Origin of the sequence: Streptomyces sp. NPDC090798, assembly GCF_044768965.1 — a bacterium.
In the GTDB taxonomy this organism is placed as follows: domain Bacteria; phylum Actinomycetota; class Actinomycetes; order Streptomycetales; family Streptomycetaceae; genus Streptomyces.
In genome coordinates this window covers 1-19,517 of sequence record NZ_JBIVXA010000013.1, presented here as the reverse complement: position 1 = coordinate 19,517, position 19,517 = coordinate 1, and the positions used below count along the sequence as shown (strand labels likewise).

The following is a 19,517-nucleotide window of genomic DNA, read 5'->3' as shown; positions in this document are numbered from 1 at the left end:
AACCGAGTGATGTGTGTTTAGGACACTGCTTTGACTGCGCCGATCTGTCCGGACCGCGTCAAGGTCATCCCGAACATCCCGATTGCCCCACGGGGGTGACTCACTCAGACGTCTGCTCAAACGCCTGTTCAGTTATCCGTTCGGACGTCTGTTCAGACGCGCCGGCGCGAGGCCTCGTACAGCACAACTCCCGCCGCGACACCGGCGTTCAGCGACTCGGTGCCGCCCGGCATCGGAATCCGCACCCGGAAGTCGCAGGTCTCGCCGACCAGTCGGGACAGGCCCTTGCCCTCGCTGCCGACGACGATGACGACGGGACCGCCGAGGGCCTCCAGATCACCGACCTCGACCTCGCCGTCCGCGGCGAGTCCGACCACGACGAGGCCGGCCTTCTTGTACGACTCGAGGGCCCGCGTCAGGTTGGCGGCGCGGGCGACGGGCGTACGGGCGGCGGCACCGGCCGACGTCTTCCAGGCACCGGCGGTCATGCCGGCCGCGCGCCGCTCGGGCACGACGACGCCGTGGCCGCCGAAGGCCGAGACGGAACGGACGACGGCACCCAGGTTCCGGGGATCGGTCACGCCGTCGAGGGCGACGATCAGCGGGTCCTGGCCCTCGTCGTACGCGGCGGCCGCGAGGTCCTCGGGGTGCGCGTACTCGTAGGGCGGGACCTGGAGGACGAGACCCTGGTGGTTGAGCCCGTTGGTCATGCGGTCGAGCTCGGGGCGGGGGGCCTCCATGAGGTGGATGCCGCCGCGCTCACCGGCGAGCTGGAGCGCCTCGCGCACCCGCTCGTCGTTGTCGATGAACTGCTGCACGTACAGCATCGACGCGGGCACGCCCTCGCGCAGCGCCTCCACGACCGAGTTGCGCCCGACGACCATCTCGGACGTGCCCTTGCCACCGCGGCCCCGGGGGGCGGGACGGCGGACGCTCTGCTTCGCCTTGGCGTTGGCGACGCGGTTCTTCTTGTGCCCCTTGCGCATCTCGGCGGGCGGGGTGGGGCCCTTGCCTTCCAGGCCCCGGCGTCGCTGGCCGCCACTGCCGACCTGCGCGCCCTTCTTGCCGGACATGCGGCGGTTGTTAGCGGCCATGACCTACCTGTCTGTGTGAGGCGAGCGTGCGTACGTACTTGAAGTGTCGTATATGCAGTGTGCCGCCCGGAGGCCCGGGCGGCACAATCGATCAAGGCCGCGGGGCCCCGAAGAGGCCCCGGGAAAGCCCCGAGGGGGCCCGCTCAGCGGGGGCCGAGCGTCCAGCGCGGTCCCTGCGGGCCGTCCTCGATGACCAGGCCGGACTGGTTGAGCTGGTCGCGGATGGCGTCCGCGGTGGCCCAGTCCTTGCGGGTGCGGGCGGCCTCTCGCTGGTCGAGGACCATCCGGACCAGGGTGTCGACGACGCCGTGCAGATCCTCGCCGCGGTCGCCCTCGCCGGCCCACTGCTCGTCGAGCGGGTCGAGCCCGAGGACGCCGAGCATGGCCCGGACCTCGGCGAGGCGGGCGACGGCGGCTTCCTTGTCGTCGGCGGCCAGGGCGGAGTTCCCCTGTCGCACGGTCGTGTGCACGATGGCGAGCGCCTGCGGGACACCCAGGTCGTCGTCCATCGCCTCGGCGAAGGCGGGCGGCACCTCGGCGGCGGGCTCGACGACGCCCCCCGCCTTCTCGACGACCCGCTGCACGAAGCCCTCGATGCGGGCGAACGCCGACTCGGCCTCGCGCAGGGCCTCTTCGCTGTACTCGATCATCGAGCGGTAGTGCGGGGTGCCGAGGTAGTAGCGCAGCACGATCGGACGCCACTGCTTGACCATCTCGGAGACGAGTACGGAGTTGCCCAGGGACTTGGACATCTTCTCGCCGCTCATGGTGACCCAGGCGTTGTGCACCCAGTACATGGCGAACTCGTCGCCGAAGGCCTTGGCCTGCGCGATCTCGTTCTCGTGGTGCGGGAAGATCAGGTCGATACCGCCGCCGTGGATGTCGAACGCGGGGCCCAGGTACTTGTGGGCCATGGCGGAGCACTCCAGGTGCCAGCCGGGGCGGCCCCGTCCCCAGGGCGTCTCCCAGCTCGGCTCGCCCGGCTTCGCGGCCTTCCACATGGCGAAGTCGCGCGGGTCCCGCTTGCCGGTCTCGCCGCCGCCGGACGGCTGCTGGAGGTTGTCCAGCTCCTGGTTGGACAGCTGGAGGTACCCGGGGAAGGACCGCACGTCGAAGTAGACGTTCCCGTCCGCCTCGTACGCGTGCCCGCGCTCGATGAGCCCGCGCATCATCTCCACCATCTCGGTGATGTGCCCGGTGGCCCGCGGCTCGTAGGTGGGCGGCAGGCAGCCGAGCGCGGCGTACCCGTCGTTGAACGCGCGCTCGTTCTCGTACCCGATCGACCACCAAGGGCGGCCCTGGTCCGCCGACTTGGTGATGATCTTGTCGTCGATGTCGGTCACGTTGCGGATGAACGTGACGTCGTAGCCGCGGTAGTCGAACCAGCGGCGCATGATGTCGAAGTTGAGGCCCGAGCGGATGTGCCCGATGTGCGGTGCGGCCTGCACGGTGGCGCCACACAGGTAGATCGAGACACAACCCGGCTTGAGCGGGGAGAAGTCACGGATCTGCCGGGCGCTGGTGTCGTACAGGCGAATAGTCACCACTCCAGGGTAGTGGGCCACGGGGAGTGCCCCGCGACCTTCCCTCGCAAGGAGGACGTATTCGTGACATCCGAGGCTCACGGGTACCCGGCGGCGCGCCGAACCGCCGGCCGCGTCGTACCGACCGGCGTCAGGGCGTGCGGACCACCAGGGCGGTGGCGATCGCCATCAGGCCCTCGTCGCGGCCCGGGAAGCCGAGGCCGTCCGTCGTGGCGCCGGAGACCGACACCGCCGCCCCGACCGCCTCGGAAAGGATCTTCTGCGCCTCGTCCCGTCGCTTCCCGATCTTCGGACGGGGTCCGACGACCTGGACGGCGACGTTGCCGATGGTGAAGCCCGCCGCGCGGACGATCCGCGCGGCCTCCGTCAGGAGCGTGACCCCGGACGCGCCGGACCACTCGGGCCGCCCGGTCCCGAAGTGGGCGCCGAGGTCGCCGAGCCCCGCCGCCGAGAACAGCGCGTTGCAGGCGGCGTGCGCGACGACGTCCGCGTCGGAGTGCCCGGCAAGCCCCGGTCCCTCGCCCTCCCACAGCAGCCCGGCGCACCACAGCTCCCGCCCCTCTTCGAAGGCGTGGATGTCGGTACCGATGCCGACCTGCGGCAGCACCACGGGCACCGGCGCTGGTGACTCAGAAGCCATCGTTGGCCCTCCTGCGCGCGAGGACCGCCTCCGCGAGGACGAGGTCCAAAGGACGCGTCACCTTGAACGCCTCCTCGTGCCCCGGCACGACCACCACGCGCTCCCCGAGCTGCTCGACCATGCTCGCGTCGTCGGTCACGTTGTCGGTGACGGTCTCGTGGGCGCGGACGAGGGTGGCGCGGTCGAACCCCTGCGGCGTCTGCACGGCCCGCAGCCGCGCCCGCTCGGGCGTGGCGACGACGGGCTCCGGCATCCCCGGCTCGCTCGCCGGCTCGACCTGCTTGACGGTGTCCGCGAGTGGCAGCGCGGGCACGACGGCGGGCGCGCCGTCGCGTACGGCCTCGATGACGGCGTCGACCGTGTCGACCGGCACGAGCGGGCGGGCCGCGTCGTGCACGAGGACGATGTCGATGCCGGGGGGCAGCGCGTCGAGCCCGTACTTCACGGACTCCTGACGGCTGTCCCCGCCGGGAACGACGAGGAAGTCCGTGCTCCCCCAGCTACCGCTGGGGGTGCCCCCAGGCAGCGCGTGCGTGTCGAGCAGCGCCTTCACCTCGGCGGCACCGTCGGGCGGGGCCACGACGACGACCAGCGACACCGCGCGGGAGGCGGCCATGGCGCGCACCGCGTGGATGAGCATGGGGGTACCGTTCAGCGCGCGAAGCGCCTTGGGGGCGCCCGGACCGAGGCGCACGCCCCGTCCGGCGGCCGGAATCACGGCCGCCGTGCGGCCTCCGGGCAGCGAGGAGCGCGAATCGTCAGACATCGGTTCCTGTCAGGTTTGTGTACTCGGCGTGCTTGGGTATGGCCTGGGCGTGCCCCTTGCTCGAGCGAAGCCGAGAGCTCGGGGCGGTGCCGGGCGCGAGCCCTGACCGGACCCTTCCGTGACATCCGGTCGAGCAAGCTGTCCGGGCCCGGCACGCCAAGTATCGGGGACGCGGGTATCGACGCGGGGCATCGGGGACGCAGGCGCATGGGACACAGGTGTATTCCATGGGACGCAGGTGTATTCGAGGCCACACGTTTCCGAAATCGCGCGGGTACGAACATGCCGCAGCGCCCGGCGACAGCCATCGTGTGGAGCGACAGCAATTACGTCATCGGGCACCGCGGCATTTCATTGCGCAGCTGTGCGGCCTTGTGTGGATGTCGGGACGACCGCCGGGTGAGCGGCCACCGTCTCGACGACTGCCTGCGTCAGGACGCGAGAACCTCGTCGAGCAGAGCCTCGGCCTTGTCCTCGTTCGTGTTCTCCGCGAGGGCGAGCTCGCTCACCAGGATCTGCCGGGCCTTGGCGAGCATGCGCTTCTCTCCGGCGGAGAGTCCGCGCTCGCGCTCACGACGCCACAGGTCACGTACGACTTCCGCGACCTTGATGACATCGCCGGAGGCGAGCTTCTCCAGATTTGCCTTGTAACGACGAGACCAGTTCGTGGGCTCCTCGGCGTACGGTGCACGCAGCACCTCGAAGACCCGGTCCAGCCCATCCTGACCGACCACATCACGCACGCCGACGAACTCCGCATTGTCCGCTGGCACACGTACCGTCAGGTCGCCCTGGGCGACCTTCAGCACCAAGTAGGTCTTGTCCACGCCTTTGATCTGGCGAGTTTCGATGGCCTCGATCAGCGCGGCCCCGTGATGGGGATAGACCACGGTGTCGCCAACCTTGAACGTCATGTGACAGGTACCCCTTCCGTGGCTATCCAGGGTAACACGGAAACGGCGTCTTCTGAATGGCGTTTTCGCAGGTCAGGGCATATCTCGGGGCTTGACAACCGCGACAGGAACGTGCTGCGAAGGGGGAGCGGAAGAGGGTATTCGCAGGTGGGAGCGGCTGTTCAGGGCCAGAGAAACGCGTACGTTACACACACCGGACGTTCCTGACCAGGGTCTGAACATCCCGGTTTGTCCCGCTCCAGGAGCTCGACTTCCGCTACTCCGTTCGGTGAGCGGAGTCGGGTACGAGACGAATCCGGAATTGATCACGGGCCACGCCGATCTACCGATGATCAATTTTCCGGACCGCCGTGGATTCCTTACCGGAAAACCCCAAGCGGATCTCGTGGCTACTCTCGCGGCAACCCGTACAGCCGCTTATGTGAATGGCGGACGAACAGAAGCTCAAAGTAGCTGATGAGGCGGACTCGAACCACCCGAGGACCGGGGCGCACGAGCGGCGCAACGGGGCTCGCGGGAGCCAAGGGGCGGGTCGGGTGCGGCGGCGTGAGAACGGCTCGGTAACCTAAGGCCGCTGACAGACCCTTAGGGCGGCTTTACACCGGAGCCGCTCTGCTTCGCCCACGTTCAAGGAGTTGCCGCCGCCGTGAGCAGCAGCCTTCGACACGGCGCCCTCGCCGCCGCCGCCATCGCGTTCTCGATCGCCTCGCTCGCCGCGTGCGGCGCCGGCAACAACGCACAGACGCTGGAGGTCAAGCCGGACAACGCGGCGACCCGCGTCGGCGACATCAAGATCCAGAACGTCCTCGTCATCACCCAGCCCGACGTGATGTCCAAGGGCCCGGCGGTGGTCTCCGCGACCGTCTTCAACAACGGCCGCACCCCGCAGACCCTCGACTCGATCAAGATCGGTGGCGACGGCGTCGCCCAGATCACGCCCGCCAAGGGCGGCGGCAAGCTGACCATCCCCGCCGGCGGCCACGTCATCCTGGGCGGCGAGGGCAACGCCTCCGCGGCCGTGAGCAACCCCGGCCAGGCCGTCAGGGACGGCAACGCCCAGCCGATCACCTTCACCTTCAGCAAGACCGGTGACGTGAGGCTGCGCGCGTTCGTCGTCCCGGCCGAGGGCTACTTCACCAAGTGGGGCCCCTCCAACATCCCCGCGGCGCCCGGCGCGACGGCCACCGGCTCCGCGACCTCCTCGAAGTCGCCGAAGGCCTCGAAGTCGCCGAAGGCCTCGACCTCGCCGTCCGACTCCGCCTCGGGCACGCCCACCGACGCGGCCTCGGCGAGCGCGACAGCCACCGCGACGGCTTCGACGTCGGCCGGCCACTGATCCAGCACGCGCGAAGGGCGGTACCCCGAAGGGTGCCGCCCTTTGTCGTACGTACGGTTTCGGTTTACGGCTCGAACTTGTAGCCGAGGCCACGCACCGTGACCAGGTACCGCGGCGCGCCAGGGTCCGGCTCGATCTTGGCGCGCAGACGCTTCACGTGGACGTCCAGCGTCTTGGTGTCGCCCACGTAGTCGGCGCCCCACACCCGGTCGATGAGCTGCATACGGGTCAGCACCCGGCCCGCGTTCCTGAGCAGCATCTCCAGGAGGTCGAACTCCTTCAGGGGGAGGTCGACCTTGGAGCCGGAGACCGTCACCACGTGGCGGTCGACGTCCATCCGGACGGGACCCGCCTCGAGAGCGGCCGGGGTGACCTCCTCCGGCTCCCCGCGGCGACGCAGGACGGCCCGGATGCGGGCGACCAGTTCGCGGGAGGAGAAGGGCTTGGTGACGTAGTCGTCGGCTCCTATTTCCAGCCCGACGACCTTGTCGATCTCGCTGTCCTTGGCGGTGACCATGATCACCGGGACGTTGGAGCGGCCACGCAGCTGGCGGCAGACCTCCGTACCGGGCAGCCCCGGCAGCATCAGGTCGAGGAGGACGAGGTCGGCGCCGTTGCGCTCGAACTCGTCGAGTCCGTCGGGCCCGGTGGTCGCGATGGCGACCTCGAAGCCCTCCTTGCGGAGCATGTACGACAGGGCGTCGGAGAAGGACTCCTCGTCCTCGACGACGAGCACACGGGTCACGGAAGGACCTCCGGAGCGGGAAGCGGTTCATACGGGGATGTGACGGTGGTCGTCCCGTCGGGCTGCCCGTTCTCGTCCTCATCGTCGAGTCCGGGCATGTCGTGGTCGATCCCGCGGTCGCGGGCCACGGCCGCCTCCGGCAGCCGCAGGGTGAACGTGGAGCCCTGACCCTCGGAGCTCCACACCGTGACCTCCCCGCCGTGCGAGGCGGCCACGTGCTTGACGATCGCGAGACCGAGACCCGTACCGCCGGTCTGGCGGGAACGGGCCGGATCGACGCGGTAGAAGCGCTCGAAGACGCGCTCCCGGTCCTTCTCCGAGATGCCGATGCCCTGGTCGGTCACGGCGATCTCGATGAGGTCTCCGCCGGGCGCGGTCACCCGGCGCGCGGCTATGCCCACCCGGGTGCGGGCGGGCGAGTAGTTGACGGCGTTCTCTACGAGGTTGCCGAGGGCGGCGGCCAGCTGGCCCCGGTTCCCCCAGATGCTCAGGTCGGCGGTGCCGCCGGCGGCCATGGTGATCTGCTTGGTGCCGGCCTGGTGGCGGCACCGGTCGATGGCCTCGGCGACCAGCTCGTCCACTCGGACCGGCTCGGCGTCCTCGAGGGGATCGTCGTTCTGCACCCTCGACAGGTCGATGAGCTCCTGGACGAGGTTGGTGAGCCGGGTGGCCTCTATCTGCATACGTCCGGCGAAGCGCTCGACGGCCTCCGGATCGTCCGAGGCGTCCATGACGGCCTCCGACAGGAGGGAGAGCGCGCCGACGGGCGTCTTGAGCTCGTGGCTGACGTTCGCGACGAAGTCGCGCCGTACCGCTTCGATCCGCCGGGCCTCGGTGAGGTCCTCGACGAGGAGCAGCACGAGCCGGGAACCCAGCGGGGCGACTCGCGCGGAGACGGCCAGGGCCTCCCCCCGTCCGGTTCCCCGCCTCGGCAGATCCAGCTCGACCTGGCGTATTTCCCCGTCGCGACGGGTGTCGCGGGCCATCTGCATCATCGGTTCGACGGCGAGCTTGCCGCCGCGCACCAGCCCGAGGGCGTACGCGGCGGAGCTGGCCTTGACGACGGCGTCGGCCTCGTCGAGGACGACGGCCGAGGACCGGAGCACGGAGAGCACCGTGTCGACGCCCGGCGGAAGCACCGGGTCCGTGTGCAGAGATGTGCGGGTGGGGCGTTTCTGGTCGCGCTCGCTCCAGCGGAACGCCAGCATGGCGATGACACCGGTGAGCACTCCGGCGATCGCTGCCGCTGCGGCGACCGCCGCGTTCACGTCCATGCCCCCAGGTTAGGCATGTCGTCACGCCAGGCCACAGCCATCGGAGTGCGACCTCGAACACTCGTCGCCCAGAGTTCACCCAGGAGCCAGGGATGGTTCATTTGGGGTGCCGGAAACGGACGCGTACGGGCCGGAACGTGGGAGCGTGGGGTTCACGGGGCCCGTCCGGCGGTCCGTCCGGCGGTCAGGGCAGCCCGGCCCCGGGCCCCAAGGTGACGTAAGAGAGGGACAAACCAGATGCGTGACGCGTACCACGAGGAACTTGACTCGATCGGCGACGGCCTGGTCGAGATGGCCCGGCTCGTCGGGTCGGCGATCGGGCGCGCCACGACGGCCATCCTCGACGCCGACCTGAAGCTGGCCGAGAGCGTGATCGCGGCCGACCAGAGGGTCGACGATCTCCAGCACGAGCTCGAAGCCCGCGCGATAGCCCTGCTGGCGCGCCAGCAGCCGGTGGCGACGGACCTGCGTATCGTCGTCACCTCGCTCCGCATGTCCGCCGACCTGGAGCGCTCCGGCGACCTGGCCCAGCACGTGGCGAAGCTGGCCCGGCTGCGCTTCCCCGAGCGGGCGATCCCGCACGACCTGCACGCCACGATCCTGGAGATGGGCCAGCTCGCGCAGCGCCTGATGGCGAAGGCGGCCGAGGTGATCATCACGAAGGACGTCGACCTGGCGCTCCAGCTGGAGCAGGACGACGACGAGATGGACCTGCTGCACCGCACGCTCTTCCAGCACCTGCTGGACGACCGCTGGAAGCACGGCATCGAGACCGCCGTCGACGTCACCCTGCTGGGCCGTTACTACGAGCGCTTCGCCGACCACGCGGTGTCGGTGGCCAAGCGTGTGGTCTACCTGGTGACGGGTGAGCACGCGGACGAGCTCCAGCCCGACATCCAGCCGGTCACGGGGGCAGAGGGCGTCTGAGGTCCGGGAGTACCCGGGGGCTGCCGTCTCACTCCGGGGGCGCGGGCGAGCCTCAGTGCGCCGTTGATGCGCCCAGTGGAGCGGGCATGCAATGGGGGTAGGCACCCGCGCCTCGCCTAGGCGTACAGGCGTATAGGCGTAGGCACCCGGCCTCGATGCCTCATTGAGGCCTCATTCAGGAGGACACCATGGCCGATTCTCCCGCCACGCCCGACCCGACCCTGGACCGCGACACCGACCAGCCCGCCGACATCAAAAGCCTCCCGCTGTTCGGCGCCTGCGGCTGCGGCTCCGGCTGCGGCTGCGGCTGCCAGTCGGGCAATCCGTGCCAGTGCGGCTGATCACGTAGCTCCACCCAGAGGGGCCCCGTCACCACGACGGGGCCCCTTCTGGCACCACGACGGGGCCCCTTCCGCATGCGGTCGCCGGCCCACGCTGATCGGTTCGAGCTTCGACCAGAGCAACGATCGACGGCCGACACGTGTATGCCGGCGGCGGCCGTCACGGGGGGTTGGCCGCCAGTCGGCAGGCACCGTTCGCGGCGCCGCCCGGCGTGCCGGCCTGGGTCAGGGCGCTCACACAGCCCCGCAGGTCACCGTGCACGCCTTGGTTGCACGCCATTCTGACGGCGTCCGAGACCTGGACGCCCGTTTGTTGGACCATGTTCGTGCAGGCCGGGATGTCCGCGTGGGCGGCGGGGGCAACGAAGGCCACGCCGCCGAGTGCGAGGGTCAAACCGGTGAGGACACCGGTGATACGGGCCGCCGTGCGCATATGAGGCACCTACTCTCCGGGGCTGGTCGGGGATGCGCGGATTCAAGGCGCCGAGCAGCGGACGCGCCCGTGTACGACCGTGGCCTCGGGCCCCGCGCCCGACCGCTCGGCAGGACTGCCCCTCCTCTGTTCGACGCTAGAACAACCAGCCGCCACGCGCACTGCGGCCCCGACGGCGGCACACTCCTCGCCGACTCATTCCTCCTGGAGGAGCCGGTAGCCCGCCCGCTCGCGTACCGCTCCCTCCGGTGGAGGAGGACATGGAGCAATCCCAGTGGTTGCCCCTTGGGACCCGCTCTAGGGTCGAGGTCGGAGCCCGAAGGAGCGGACGATGGCAGACCCGGACTGGCAGCACACGGGGGAACCACGTCGCGAAGAACGACCTGCACCTTTACCGCCCATGCCCGCGGAGGGCGGGCCGCCTCCTCCTCAGACCCCGCCGCCTGACACGTGGCGACGTCACCGTGCGGGAGGGGAGGAGCTCATTGATCTGGCTTACGAGGCGGCCACGGCCAAACTGGCGAGTCAGACCAGCGCTTTCGAAAGCCTCAGAACCCGGGCGTCAGGAATCCTCAGCGTCGCAGCACTTGTGACGTCCTTCTCGGCCGGGCTGGGGTTGGTCAATACAGACCCGGCGCAGGGCAGACTCCTGCCCGTGTGGGCGCCCTGGGCCCTGTTCGGAGTCCTCCTGTCTCTCGGGTGCTGCGCCTTCGTCATCCTGCTTCCGACGCGGCAATGGCTGCACGGTCCATCGGCTCGGATCATCATGGAGATGTGGCGCGACGGTTCTGACACGAGGGACGCGAAGGTGAACATGACCGCCGCGATGGTGGACGCCCAACGCCGGAACAGCGAAGCGCTGGGCAGACGGTCCCTGGCCTACCGGGTGGCCGTCCTACTCCTCATGGCCCAGATCCTGACCCTCATCGTGGCCGTGGCGCAGTCCTCGGCCGTGTAGGACCAGTCACGGCCGGTCAGGTCAGGCCCCGCCGATACAGCTGGAAGACGTGTGGGCCGGCGGCGGCCAACGTCGACCAATGACGGCCTCTGTGAGGGGGCGGACCAGGGGGGCCAGGAAGGGTCCTCGTTCCCCTGGTTCTCGGTCTCGGTCTCGGTCGTAGGTCGGAGCTGGACGGGACCAGAGACGGATGGCGTCGGCCCGGGTGGTTGCTAGCGTGGAAAGTGGTTCTGGCACCCAGGGGGAAGGAAGCCGACCGATGGCAGTCGAACTCAACCACACGATCGTCGCCGCGCACGGCAAGTTGGCGTCCGCACGGTTCCTCGCGGATCTGCTGGGTTTGGAGGTGGCACCGCAGTACGGTCCGTTCGTCCCGGTGCAGATGCCGAACGGCGTGACGTTGGACTACATGGACACGGCCGAGTCGATCAGCCCACAGCACTATGCGTTCCTCGTCTCCGAGGACGACTTCGACGCGATCTTCGCCCGTATCCGCGAGGCGGGCCTGACCTACTGGGCGGACCCGCATCACCACCACCCCGGCGAGATCAACCACAACGATGGCGGCCGCGGGGCGTACTTCGACGACCCCAACGGACACAACCTGGAGATTCTGACCAGGCCGTACGGCAGCGGCGAGGACTGATACCAGCTTGTTGGGAGGGTGGTCGGCCCTCCCCTGGACTGACTTCCAACCGTGGTGATCATCGGTCTCTGTGTGCCGTCGTTGCCGTCAGGGTCGCCGTCACTCACGGATCACGCAGCGCGAGCTTCGGCCCCAGGTCGTCGATGATGCGGCCGGCGGCCGACTTCGACACCCCGAACAAGGGGGCGAGCTGGCGCATCGTCAAGTTGGTCCGCCAGTACGCCGCGACCAGCAGCGCCCGGTCTTCCAGGGACAGGCTCCACGGCCGCCCCCTACGAACCGCGTCTGCGCCCGCGCGCCGCAGCACGGTCACCAGCTTGGCGAACTGGCGCGGGTTGAGCCCGGTGAACGGGGCTATCCAGGACGACGCCGTGATCACACCAGCCACACCGTGATCATCCCATTTCGGCTGATCCCTCCAGCCGGGCGTAGGCGAGGATGTCGGGGACCGCTTCGCGCAAGCTCGCGAAGTGACGGTGCACGCCGGTCACCGCAGCCGGGGTGTTGACGCCCCACACCGTCATGCCGGCCCGCAGCCCTGCTTCGACTCCGGAGGGGGCATCCTCAATGACCAGGCAGTTCTCGGGCCGGACACCGAGCTGATCGGCGGCCAACAGGTAGGGCACGGGCGAGGGTTTGCCTTCTTCCACTGCGGCGGCGTCCACGATGACGCGCGGGACCGGCAGGCCCGTACGAGCAAATCGCCCGCGCACCCGGTGCTCGTAGTTGGAGGTCACGAGCGCCCACGCCCCCGACGGCAGGTTGTCCAGCAGCCGCGACGCGCCGTCGAACGCCGCGTAGACGCCGGACCGGACGTCCTCGTCCTCCAGTTCGTGCAGTGCAGCCAGGCACTCCCTTGGATCCTGGTCCGGAGCCACCTTCGCGAAGGTCTCCATCGGCCGCGTCCGCAGGGCCACCCGATAGACCTCAGTCGCATCCAGTCCGTATCGCCCCGCCCACCTTGCCCAGACCCCGCGCTGATTGTCCACGGCGTCGATCAATGTGCCGTCGACGTCGAAGAGGACGCACTTCCTGGGGCCGGGCTGCATACGCTCACTGGTCACGCTGTGATCATGCCAGGAGGACCTGAAGATCATTCATGGGACGGTCCTTAGCGGGCCCGTATTTCGCCGCTGGTCAGAGAGGTGCACGCCCCAACTGAACTGCGGTCGGGCGGTCGTTGGTGGCCGTTGCCTGTCGTCGTTGGTCCTCCTCGGAGGGCCCAGACAGGGCCCGGCGGTGTCCGCCCCGGATCCTCACTCACGAAGAGGAGCAGCCTCCCACCGGGCTTGCGAGCACGGCCCCCCTCCGCCCGCCGGGAAAACGCAAGAGGCTCCGGATCTCTCCGGGGCCTCTTGTCTGTTTGCACTCGGCAGGGATTCGAACCTGCAACCTAGCTCGCCACTCGGCTCTTGGCGTGGGCGTTGTCGTCCTTGGTTTGGGCGCGGGTGCCGGGAGTTACGCAGACCAGGTCACTGGCTGTCGCCTCCCGCCACACGTACCCCGACTTACAAGTATCCGCTGCTTGAGGCGTTCTCACCGCCGCGACAGCCGCCTCGCCGTGGCACAGGTCGCCGATACATCGCGCACCCTGCCCACGCGGTACCTGAACTCCTTCGGAGGTCGCCGCACTCCTCGGCGTGCCGGTGACCAAGCGGCTGATCTTCACCGGACCGCGCGGTGGTCACGTGGCGGACGTCGCTCAACGAGGAGGCGTGGAAGCGGGCGCTGGCCTCGGCCGGCGTGATCCCCGAGCGGAAGCCTGGCGAGTCGCACGCCGAGTCCCGCGAGAACGGCATGCATGCCCTCCGCCACTTCTACGCCTCGGTGCTCCTGGACGCTGGGGAGAACATCAAGGCTCTAGCCGAGTACCTCGGCCACTCGGACCCCGGGCTGACGCTGCGTGTGTACATCCGATTCCGCCGCTCGCGTCGGCACCCCTGACGGCCCGACCGAGCACCTGACGGCCCAGAGACGGCCCAGCCCCAGCAAAAGGCCCCCGCCCTGCCACGAAACAGCAGGTCGGGGGCCTTTCGGCGTCGCGTTACTTCTTCTTGCCCTGGTTCTTGACCGCCTCGATCGCGGCCGCGGCCGCCTCCGGGTCGAGGTACGTGCCGCCGGGGTTGAGCGGCTTGAAGTCGGCGTCGAGCTCGTAGGCGAGCGGGATGCCGGTCGGGATGTTCAGGCCCGCGATGTCGGCGTCGGAGATGCCGTCGAGGTGCTTGACGAGGGCGCGCAGCGAGTTGCCGTGGGCGGCGACCAGGACCGTGCGGCCGGTGAGGAGGTCGGGGACGATGTTGTCGTACCAGTACGGCAGCATGCGGAAGACGACGTCCTTCAGGCACTCCGTGCGGGGGCGCAGCTCCGGCGGGATCGACGCGTAGCGCGGGTCGTTCGCCTGCGAGAACTCGCTGTCGTCGGCGATCGGCGGCGGCGGGGTGTCGTACGAGCGGCGCCACAGCATGAACTGCTCCTCGCCGAACTCGGCGAGGGTCTGGGCCTTGTCCTTGCCCTGGAGCGCGCCGTAGTGCCGCTCGTTCAGGCGCCAGGAGCGGTGGACGGGGATCCAGTGGCGGTCGGCGGCCTCCAGCGCGAGCTGGGCGGTGCGGATCGCGCGCTTCTGGAGCGAGGTGTGCACGACGTCGGGCAGCAGGCCGGCGTCCTTCAGCAGCTCACCGCCGCGGACTGCCTCCTTCTCGCCCTTCTCGTTGAGATTGACGTCCACCCATCCGGTGAACAGGTTCTTCGCGTTCCATTCGCTCTCGCCGTGGCGGAGGAGGATCAGCTTGTACGGTGCGTCGGCCATACGTCCGAGCGTAATGGAAGCCTTCGTCCCCTCGCGCCCCTGCCCGGAAGGCGGACAGTTGACGGCATCTGCTAATTGAGTGGCTCCCGGAAACCTCCCGCTCGTAAGTTGCCATCAGTACATGAGCCGCTTACATCCGTGGGGGACGACCGATGCCACTCGCCGTCATGCGACGCGCCGCCCGAGAGACCGTCTCGGGGCTCCCCCGCGAGTTCTGGTGGCTGTGGACCAGCACCCTGGTCAACCGACTTGGGGCTTTTGTCGCTACTTTCATGGCTTTGTACCTGACGCTCGACCGTGGCTACTCCGCCTCGTACGCGGGTCTCGTGGCGTCCCTGCACGGCCTCGGCGGTGTCGTCTCCTCGCTCGGCGCGGGCGTGATGACCGACCGGCTCGGGCGCCGGCCCACGCTGCTCGTCGCACAGACCTCGACGGCCGCCTCCGTCGCTCTGCTCGGCTTCATGCACGACCCGGTGACCATCGCCGCGGTCGCCTTCCTGGTCGGGATGGCCAGCAACGCCTCCCGGCCCGCCGTCCAGGCGATGATGGCCGACATCGTGCGGCCCGAGGACCGCGTCCGGGCGTTCTCCCTCAACTACTGGGCGATCAACCTCGGCTTCGCCGTCTCCTCCATGGCCGCCGGTTTCATCGCCGAGTTCAGCTACCTCGCGGGCTTCCTCATCGAGGCCGGCATGACCCTGGCCTGCGCGCTCCTCGTCTTCGCGAAGCTGCCGGAGTCCCGGCCGGTCCAGTCGGCCAAGGAGTCCACGGACGACGTCGGCCTCGGGACCGTGCTGCGCGACCGGCGCTTCATGAGCGTCGTAGGGCTGTCCTTCCTCGTCGCCCTGGTCTTCCAGCAGGGCTCCGTGGGACTGCCCGTCGCGATGGGCGAGGCGGGCTACACCCCGGCCGACTACGGCATGGCGATCGCCGTCAACGGCGTCCTCATCGTCGCGCTGCAGATCCCGGTCACCCGTTTCATCCAGCACCGGGACCCGCGCCGGCTGCTCGTGATCTCCTCGGTGCTCGCCGGGTACGGCTTCGGGCTCACCGCCTTCGCCGGGTCGGTCGGCGTCTTCGCACTCACCGTGTGCGTGTGGACCCTGGCCGAGATCGTCAACGCGCCCACCCAGACGGGCCTGGTCATCCAGCTCTCTCCGACCCACGGCCGGGGCCGCTACCAGGGCATGTACACCCTCTCCTGGTCACTCGCCGCGCTGATCGCTCCCCTGATGTCCGGCGTGGTCATCGACCGGTTCGGGGCCGAGTGGCTGTGGGGGCTGTGCGCGCTGGTGGGCACGGTGGCCGGGCTCGGGTACGGCCTGCTGATGCGGCGGCTGCCCACGGAGGAACCGGCGGTGCAGGCCGGCCCGGCAGTCGCCGAGCCCGAGGTCAGCGCGGCCTGACGCCCGGACGCCTGTCGCGGGCCCCGGGGCCTTCGGAGTCGACAGCCGTCCGCACACCAACGTCACCCGTTTCCTGGCCGCCGCCCTGGCAGCCCAGGGAAAGACCTACGACGCCCGGCGGCTGCGGGCCTCCTTCAAGCGCAAGGGCTCCCCAAAAAAGCGCCGCCGCCGACCTCACGGATGCATCCGCGCCCCCTTCACCACCTTGTCCACCGCGTTGCGAGGCCCGTACACAGCCAGCCCCACCACATCCAGCCCAGCCGTGGCGACAGCCCGCACCGCCGCCCGGTTGTCCCGGTCGTTGCCGGTGCTGAAGAGATCCGACGTGAAGACGGCCCGGGGCAGCGCACGGCTGAGGGCCCTGCCATGTGCCGCCACGAGGACCTCCTTCGTCCCCTCGAAGACCAGCACGGGCTGCCGGAACATCGGCAGATACGACACCCCGTCCGCATCCTCGTACGGCTCCCCGATCACCTCGGGGACCTGCGTGCCCAGGCCGCTGACCAGGAAGGACGTGACGTTCAGGCGTTGCCAGGGCTCAAGGTCGTCCCGCAACAGGACGGTGATCTTCGTGTCGAAGCGGATCGGTTCACTGTTCATACGTCGAGACTGCCGACCGTCGTACGACGCCGTCTTGTACGTTCTTTGCATGGTCGCTCAGCCGGAGGTCTCCGCCTGGCGCCCGCGCGTTCCGGGTGTCAGGGAGGTCTTCCATGCCCACTTCACCGAGTACGCCTATCCGATGCACGTGCACGAGGCCTGGACGCTGCTCATCGTCGACGACGGGGCCGTACGGTACGACCTGGACCGGCACGAGCACGGCACCCCGCACGACACGGTGTCCCTGCTGCCGCCGCACGTCCCGCACAACGGCTCCCCGGTCACCGCGCACGGCTTCCGCAAGCGCGTCGTCTATCTCGACGGCACGCATCTGGGCGAGGACCTCATCGGGTCCGCGGTGGACGGGCCCGACCTGCGTGACCCCGTGCTGCGGCTGCGCGTCGGCCAGTTGCACACCGCGCTCGGTCACCCCGGTGACGAACTGGAGGCCGAGAGCAGACTGACGCTCATCGCCGAGCGGCTGCGCACGCATCTGCGGCCCAGCACTCCCGCCGCCACCCCGGGCAACTCCCCCGCGCTCGCCCGCACCCTGCGCGAACTCCTCGACGGACGCCTCACCCAGGGCATCGGCCTCGACGAGGCCGCGCGGCTCGTGCACGCCCATCCCGCCCATCTGGTACGGGCGTTCAGCGGCGCCTACGGCATCGCACCCCACCAGTACCTGATGTCCCGCCGTGTCGACCGGGCCCGCCGTCTCCTCCTCGACGGCCGGCCGCCGGGCGAGGTGGCGTCGGCGACCGGCTTCTACGACCAGTCCCATCTCACCCGGCACTTCAAGAAGTTGGTCGGGGTGACTCCGGGGCGCTACGCGCGCTCGGGGCCGGAGTGAACCCCGTCGGTACGCTCCGCGCACGGACTGGCATACGTGGCACGACGCGTACGACACTCCCGACTCCTACCTCGGCCGGCGACTGGCCCTCGTCCAGGAACGCGTCCGGCTCGGCCTCGACGAGGCTCCGCCCGGACCCCTCACTGTCGTCAGCGTCCGCGCCGGGCAGGGCCGCGACCTGATCGGCGTGCTCGCCGGGCACCCACGCCGGGGCGATGTCCGCGCGCGGCTCGTCGAGCTGGACGGGCGCAACGCCGAGATGGCGGTGCGCGCGGCCGGGGCCGCCGGGCTGTCGGGGGTCGAGGTCGTCGTCGGGGACGCCGCGTCGACCGATCACCACCAGGACCTCGCCCCGGCCGACCTCGTCCTGCTCTGCGGTGTCCTCGGCAATCTCACCGACGAGCGCGCTCGGATTCGGCGTCGGGGCCCACCGGTACGCCGGTGAGCCCCGGCCGCTGCCGTCCGGGGAGCGGATGTTCACCTTCGTCGGGTACGACACGTTCGTCGGGTACGACACGCTCGGCTGAATCAGAGGTCCCGCTGGGCCTCGTACAGATTGCGTGGGCGCACGACGTCCGTGGTGCCGTACAGCTCCAGCCGGGAGTGCAGGTCGCCGGTGAAGTCGGGGACGTCGATCTGGTCGAACTCGGTCACCTCGTTGAGGCCGACGGTGGCGGAGTAGGGCGCCAGACCGTCGATCTTCATCAACCCCGCGCGGCCGTTCGTGACCCGTATGTTCCAGTGGGTGAAACGGGCGCCGAAGAGCGGACCGGCGCTCGCGTCGCCGCCGTGGCGGCCGTTGTTGTCGACGGTGATGTCGGTGCGGACGTTGGCGAAGGGCAGGCCCCGGTGGGAGTCGAAGGTGCCCATCCGGAGGTCGCCGCGCGACCAGACGTTGTAGGAGGAGAGGCCTTCCACGTTGATGCCGTGGAGCTGGGTGTTCGGCGGGGCCGGGACCGTGCGCTGCTCGATGGTGAAGTCCTCGACGAGGTTGTCGTGCGAGCCCTCGCGGCAGAAGTACGGGTGGTGCGAGCCGCGGCCCGCCACACGGGTGCGGCGCAGGGTGCAGGCGGAGGCCGCGACCAGACCGAAGCCGTTGTCGACGTGGCGGACCGTCACGTCGTCGACCCAGCAGTCGTACGCGCACTGGAGGACGACCCCGTTGTAGCCCTTGTCGAGGAGGTGCGGGGACTGGGGCGTCTCGACGGCCTCCAGGGTGAGGCCTTCGACGCCGGAGCCGGTCAGCGGCTCGACGTGGGTGGTCAGACGCGGGTCCCACTCGGGGCGTACGTCGAGCGGCAGCGGGCGCTCCAGGGTGACCTTTGTGCCCCGCACACGCGCGATGCGTACGGGCCACTCGTAGGGGACGTAACTCGTGAGCTTGGTCTTGTCGTCCCAGTAGTACGCCTCGGGACCCGGGCCGCCGCCCGCCATGTGCTCCAGGAGGGTGTGGCCGGCGTCGTCGGCGAGCCGCAGGACGACGAGCCGGCCCGGCTTCAGCGGGCCGGGGTCGGCGACCGTCACCGACCAGGAGCCGCGGGTGGCGGGGGCGACGGTCGTCAGGGTCTCCCACTCGTCGCGCTTGTTGCCGGTCCAGCCCTCGAAGGGCCAGGCCTTGTCCTTGATGGCGGCCACCAGGGAGTCCCAACGGGCCGTGGGCGCGAGCCAGATGAGGCCGCCCGCCCAGGACCAGGACGACTTGTCGCCGCCGTAGCGGGAGCCGTAGGCGCCGATCAGCTCGGTGAGGTTCTTGGTCGCGTACAGCTTCGTACGGTCGCTGCCGGCGCCGCGCAGCACGACGTTCGAGTGGCCGATGCGGATCAGGCCGTCGATGCGGAAGGTGCCGGGCGGGATGAGCACCGTGCCACCGCCGGCCCTTCCGGCAGCGGCGATGGCACGGTTGATCGCGGGCGCGCAGTCCGTGGTGCCGTCGTCCGCGACGGCGCCGTAGGCGCGGACGTCGGCCACGACGGGGCGGCGGGGGAAGCGTGCCGCCCCGCCCCGGTAGCCGGCCCTGCCGACGTACGGGATCTGCGGGTGGGTGAAGGGGGTGTGGGTGAACTCCCGCCAGAGGGCGGGGACTTGACCCCCGCCTTGCGGTCGCGCGGAGCCTGTCCGCGATGGTGTGGCGGGGGGGGGGGGGGGGCGCGGGGGGGGGCGGGGCGCGCCCCGCGGGTCGGGAGCGCGGCTGCCACGCTGACTGGCGGCGACCCGCGGGGGGGTGAGTGGAACGACCG

20 protein-coding genes and 2 pseudogenes are annotated in these 19,517 nt (G+C 69.9%); 9 read left to right on the top strand and 13 right to left on the bottom strand.

The window, feature by feature from the left end:
• Positions 1–152 precede the first annotated feature (152 nt).
• The 5 genes from rlmB to ACIQTP_RS27060 form a co-directional block, all read right to left on the bottom strand.
• Entirely contained in the window at positions 153–1,094 is a 942-nt protein-coding gene (rlmB, locus tag ACIQTP_RS27080) for a 23S rRNA (guanosine(2251)-2'-O)-methyltransferase RlmB (protein ID WP_402044851.1), read from the bottom strand.
• 143 nt (positions 1,095–1,237) lie between these two features.
• On the bottom strand, positions 1,238–2,638 hold the full coding sequence (gene cysS / locus ACIQTP_RS27075; protein WP_403404196.1) for a cysteine--tRNA ligase: 1,401 nt from the start codon (positions 2,636–2,638) through the stop codon (positions 1,238–1,240).
• Positions 2,639–2,768: 130 nt separating this feature from the next.
• The gene (gene ispF / locus ACIQTP_RS27070; protein ID WP_403404193.1) at positions 2,769–3,278 is read right to left on the bottom strand and encodes a 2-C-methyl-D-erythritol 2,4-cyclodiphosphate synthase; all 510 of its coding nucleotides are present in this window, start codon (positions 3,276–3,278) and stop codon (positions 2,769–2,771) included.
• Positions 3,268–4,044, bottom strand: a complete 777-nt coding sequence (gene ispD, locus ACIQTP_RS27065) for a 2-C-methyl-D-erythritol 4-phosphate cytidylyltransferase (RefSeq protein ID WP_402044860.1) — start codon at positions 4,042–4,044, stop codon at positions 3,268–3,270. Before ispD ends, ispF begins: the two co-directional genes overlap by 11 nt.
• A 431-nt stretch (positions 4,045–4,475) precedes the next feature.
• Positions 4,476–4,958 carry a CarD family transcriptional regulator gene (locus ACIQTP_RS27060; protein WP_003953493.1) on the bottom strand — a complete coding sequence of 161 codons (483 nt, stop codon included), beginning with the start codon at positions 4,956–4,958 and terminating at the stop codon, positions 4,476–4,478.
• Between the two features lie 646 nt (positions 4,959–5,604).
• Here ACIQTP_RS27060 and ACIQTP_RS27055 point away from each other — a divergent pair.
• Positions 5,605–6,294 carry a DUF461 domain-containing protein gene (locus ACIQTP_RS27055; RefSeq protein ID WP_403404190.1) on the top strand — a complete coding sequence of 230 codons (690 nt, stop codon included), beginning with the start codon at positions 5,605–5,607 and terminating at the stop codon, positions 6,292–6,294.
• A 64-nt stretch (positions 6,295–6,358) separates the two neighbouring features.
• On the opposite strand, the gene ACIQTP_RS27050 is transcribed toward ACIQTP_RS27055, so the two are convergent.
• Together ACIQTP_RS27050 and ACIQTP_RS27045 are read right to left on the bottom strand one after the other, a co-directional pair.
• Positions 6,359–7,039 carry a response regulator transcription factor gene (locus ACIQTP_RS27050; protein ID WP_009340348.1) on the bottom strand — a complete coding sequence of 227 codons (681 nt, stop codon included), beginning with the start codon at positions 7,037–7,039 and terminating at the stop codon, positions 6,359–6,361.
• Positions 7,036–8,313: a sensor histidine kinase gene (locus tag ACIQTP_RS27045; protein ID WP_403404187.1), complete on the bottom strand. Its 1,278-nt coding sequence runs from the start codon at positions 8,311–8,313 to the stop codon at positions 7,036–7,038. Before ACIQTP_RS27045 ends, ACIQTP_RS27050 begins: the two co-directional genes overlap by 4 nt.
• Positions 8,314–8,550: 237 nt before the next feature.
• Between ACIQTP_RS27045 and phoU the strand changes: the two genes are divergently transcribed.
• Positions 8,551–9,240, top strand: coding sequence for a phosphate signaling complex protein PhoU (gene phoU, locus ACIQTP_RS27040; protein ID WP_403404185.1), 690 nt, complete (start codon positions 8,551–8,553; stop codon positions 9,238–9,240).
• 188 nt (positions 9,241–9,428) lie between these two features.
• Positions 9,429–9,581: a hypothetical protein gene (locus ACIQTP_RS27035; RefSeq protein WP_167552125.1), complete on the top strand. Its 153-nt coding sequence runs from the start codon at positions 9,429–9,431 to the stop codon at positions 9,579–9,581.
• A gap of 160 nt (positions 9,582–9,741) precedes the next feature.
• On the opposite strand, the gene ACIQTP_RS27030 is transcribed toward ACIQTP_RS27035, so the two are convergent.
• Positions 9,742–10,014: a hypothetical protein gene (locus tag ACIQTP_RS27030; RefSeq protein WP_403404182.1), complete on the bottom strand. Its 273-nt coding sequence runs from the start codon at positions 10,012–10,014 to the stop codon at positions 9,742–9,744.
• 814 nt (positions 10,015–10,828) lie between these two features.
• Here ACIQTP_RS27030 and ACIQTP_RS27025 point away from each other — a divergent pair.
• Positions 10,829–10,972, top strand: coding sequence for a hypothetical protein (locus tag ACIQTP_RS27025; protein ID WP_403404179.1), 144 nt, complete (start codon positions 10,829–10,831; stop codon positions 10,970–10,972).
• Between the two features lie 259 nt (positions 10,973–11,231).
• Complete coding sequence (locus ACIQTP_RS27020; RefSeq protein ID WP_402044881.1) at positions 11,232–11,618, top strand: VOC family protein; 387 nt, start codon at positions 11,232–11,234, stop codon at positions 11,616–11,618.
• A gap of 112 nt (positions 11,619–11,730) precedes the next feature.
• Here the strand turns inward: ACIQTP_RS27020 and ACIQTP_RS27015 are convergent.
• Both ACIQTP_RS27015 and ACIQTP_RS27010 read right to left on the bottom strand, forming a co-directional pair.
• Positions 11,731–12,006, bottom strand: a pseudogene (locus ACIQTP_RS27015) (transposase family protein); the annotation flags it as partial.
• A 7-nt stretch (positions 12,007–12,013) separates the two neighbouring features.
• Complete coding sequence (locus tag ACIQTP_RS27010) at positions 12,014–12,682, bottom strand: HAD family hydrolase (RefSeq protein ID WP_403404176.1); 669 nt, start codon at positions 12,680–12,682, stop codon at positions 12,014–12,016.
• Positions 12,683–13,255: 573 nt separating this feature from the next.
• Here ACIQTP_RS27010 and ACIQTP_RS27005 point away from each other — a divergent pair.
• A pseudogene (locus ACIQTP_RS27005) lies at positions 13,256–13,562 on the top strand (tyrosine-type recombinase/integrase); the annotation flags it as partial.
• Positions 13,563–13,662: 100 nt separating this feature from the next.
• Here ACIQTP_RS27005 and ACIQTP_RS27000 read toward each other — a convergent pair.
• Positions 13,663–14,424 carry a phosphoglyceromutase gene (locus ACIQTP_RS27000; RefSeq protein ID WP_402044890.1) on the bottom strand — a complete coding sequence of 254 codons (762 nt, stop codon included), beginning with the start codon at positions 14,422–14,424 and terminating at the stop codon, positions 13,663–13,665.
• A gap of 152 nt (positions 14,425–14,576) precedes the next feature.
• Here ACIQTP_RS27000 and ACIQTP_RS26995 point away from each other — a divergent pair, with 152 nt between their 5' ends.
• Positions 14,577–15,830: an MDR family MFS transporter gene (locus ACIQTP_RS26995; RefSeq protein ID WP_403404173.1), complete on the top strand. Its 1,254-nt coding sequence runs from the start codon at positions 14,577–14,579 to the stop codon at positions 15,828–15,830.
• Between the two features lie 174 nt (positions 15,831–16,004).
• On the opposite strand, the gene ACIQTP_RS26990 is transcribed toward ACIQTP_RS26995, so the two are convergent.
• The gene (locus tag ACIQTP_RS26990) at positions 16,005–16,481 is read right to left on the bottom strand and encodes a DUF2000 family protein (RefSeq protein WP_403404170.1); all 477 of its coding nucleotides are present in this window, start codon (positions 16,479–16,481) and stop codon (positions 16,005–16,007) included.
• On the opposite strand from ACIQTP_RS26990, the gene ACIQTP_RS26985 reads away from it, so the two are divergent.
• Both ACIQTP_RS26985 and ACIQTP_RS26980 read left to right on the top strand, forming a co-directional pair.
• Positions 16,480–17,280, top strand: a complete 801-nt coding sequence (locus ACIQTP_RS26985; RefSeq protein ID WP_403404167.1) for an AraC family transcriptional regulator — start codon at positions 16,480–16,482, stop codon at positions 17,278–17,280. The two genes, ACIQTP_RS26990 and ACIQTP_RS26985, sit on opposite strands and share 2 nt — an antisense overlap.
• Before the next feature lie 187 nt (positions 17,281–17,467).
• Positions 17,468–17,725: a hypothetical protein gene (locus ACIQTP_RS26980; RefSeq protein ID WP_403404164.1), complete on the top strand. Its 258-nt coding sequence runs from the start codon at positions 17,468–17,470 to the stop codon at positions 17,723–17,725.
• Positions 17,726–17,808: 83 nt separating this feature from the next.
• Here the strand turns inward: ACIQTP_RS26980 and ACIQTP_RS26975 are convergent, their stop codons facing one another.
• Positions 17,809–19,311: a glycosyl hydrolase family 28-related protein gene (locus ACIQTP_RS26975; RefSeq protein WP_403404634.1), complete on the bottom strand. Its 1,503-nt coding sequence runs from the start codon at positions 19,309–19,311 to the stop codon at positions 17,809–17,811.
• Positions 19,312–19,517 lie beyond the last annotated feature (206 nt).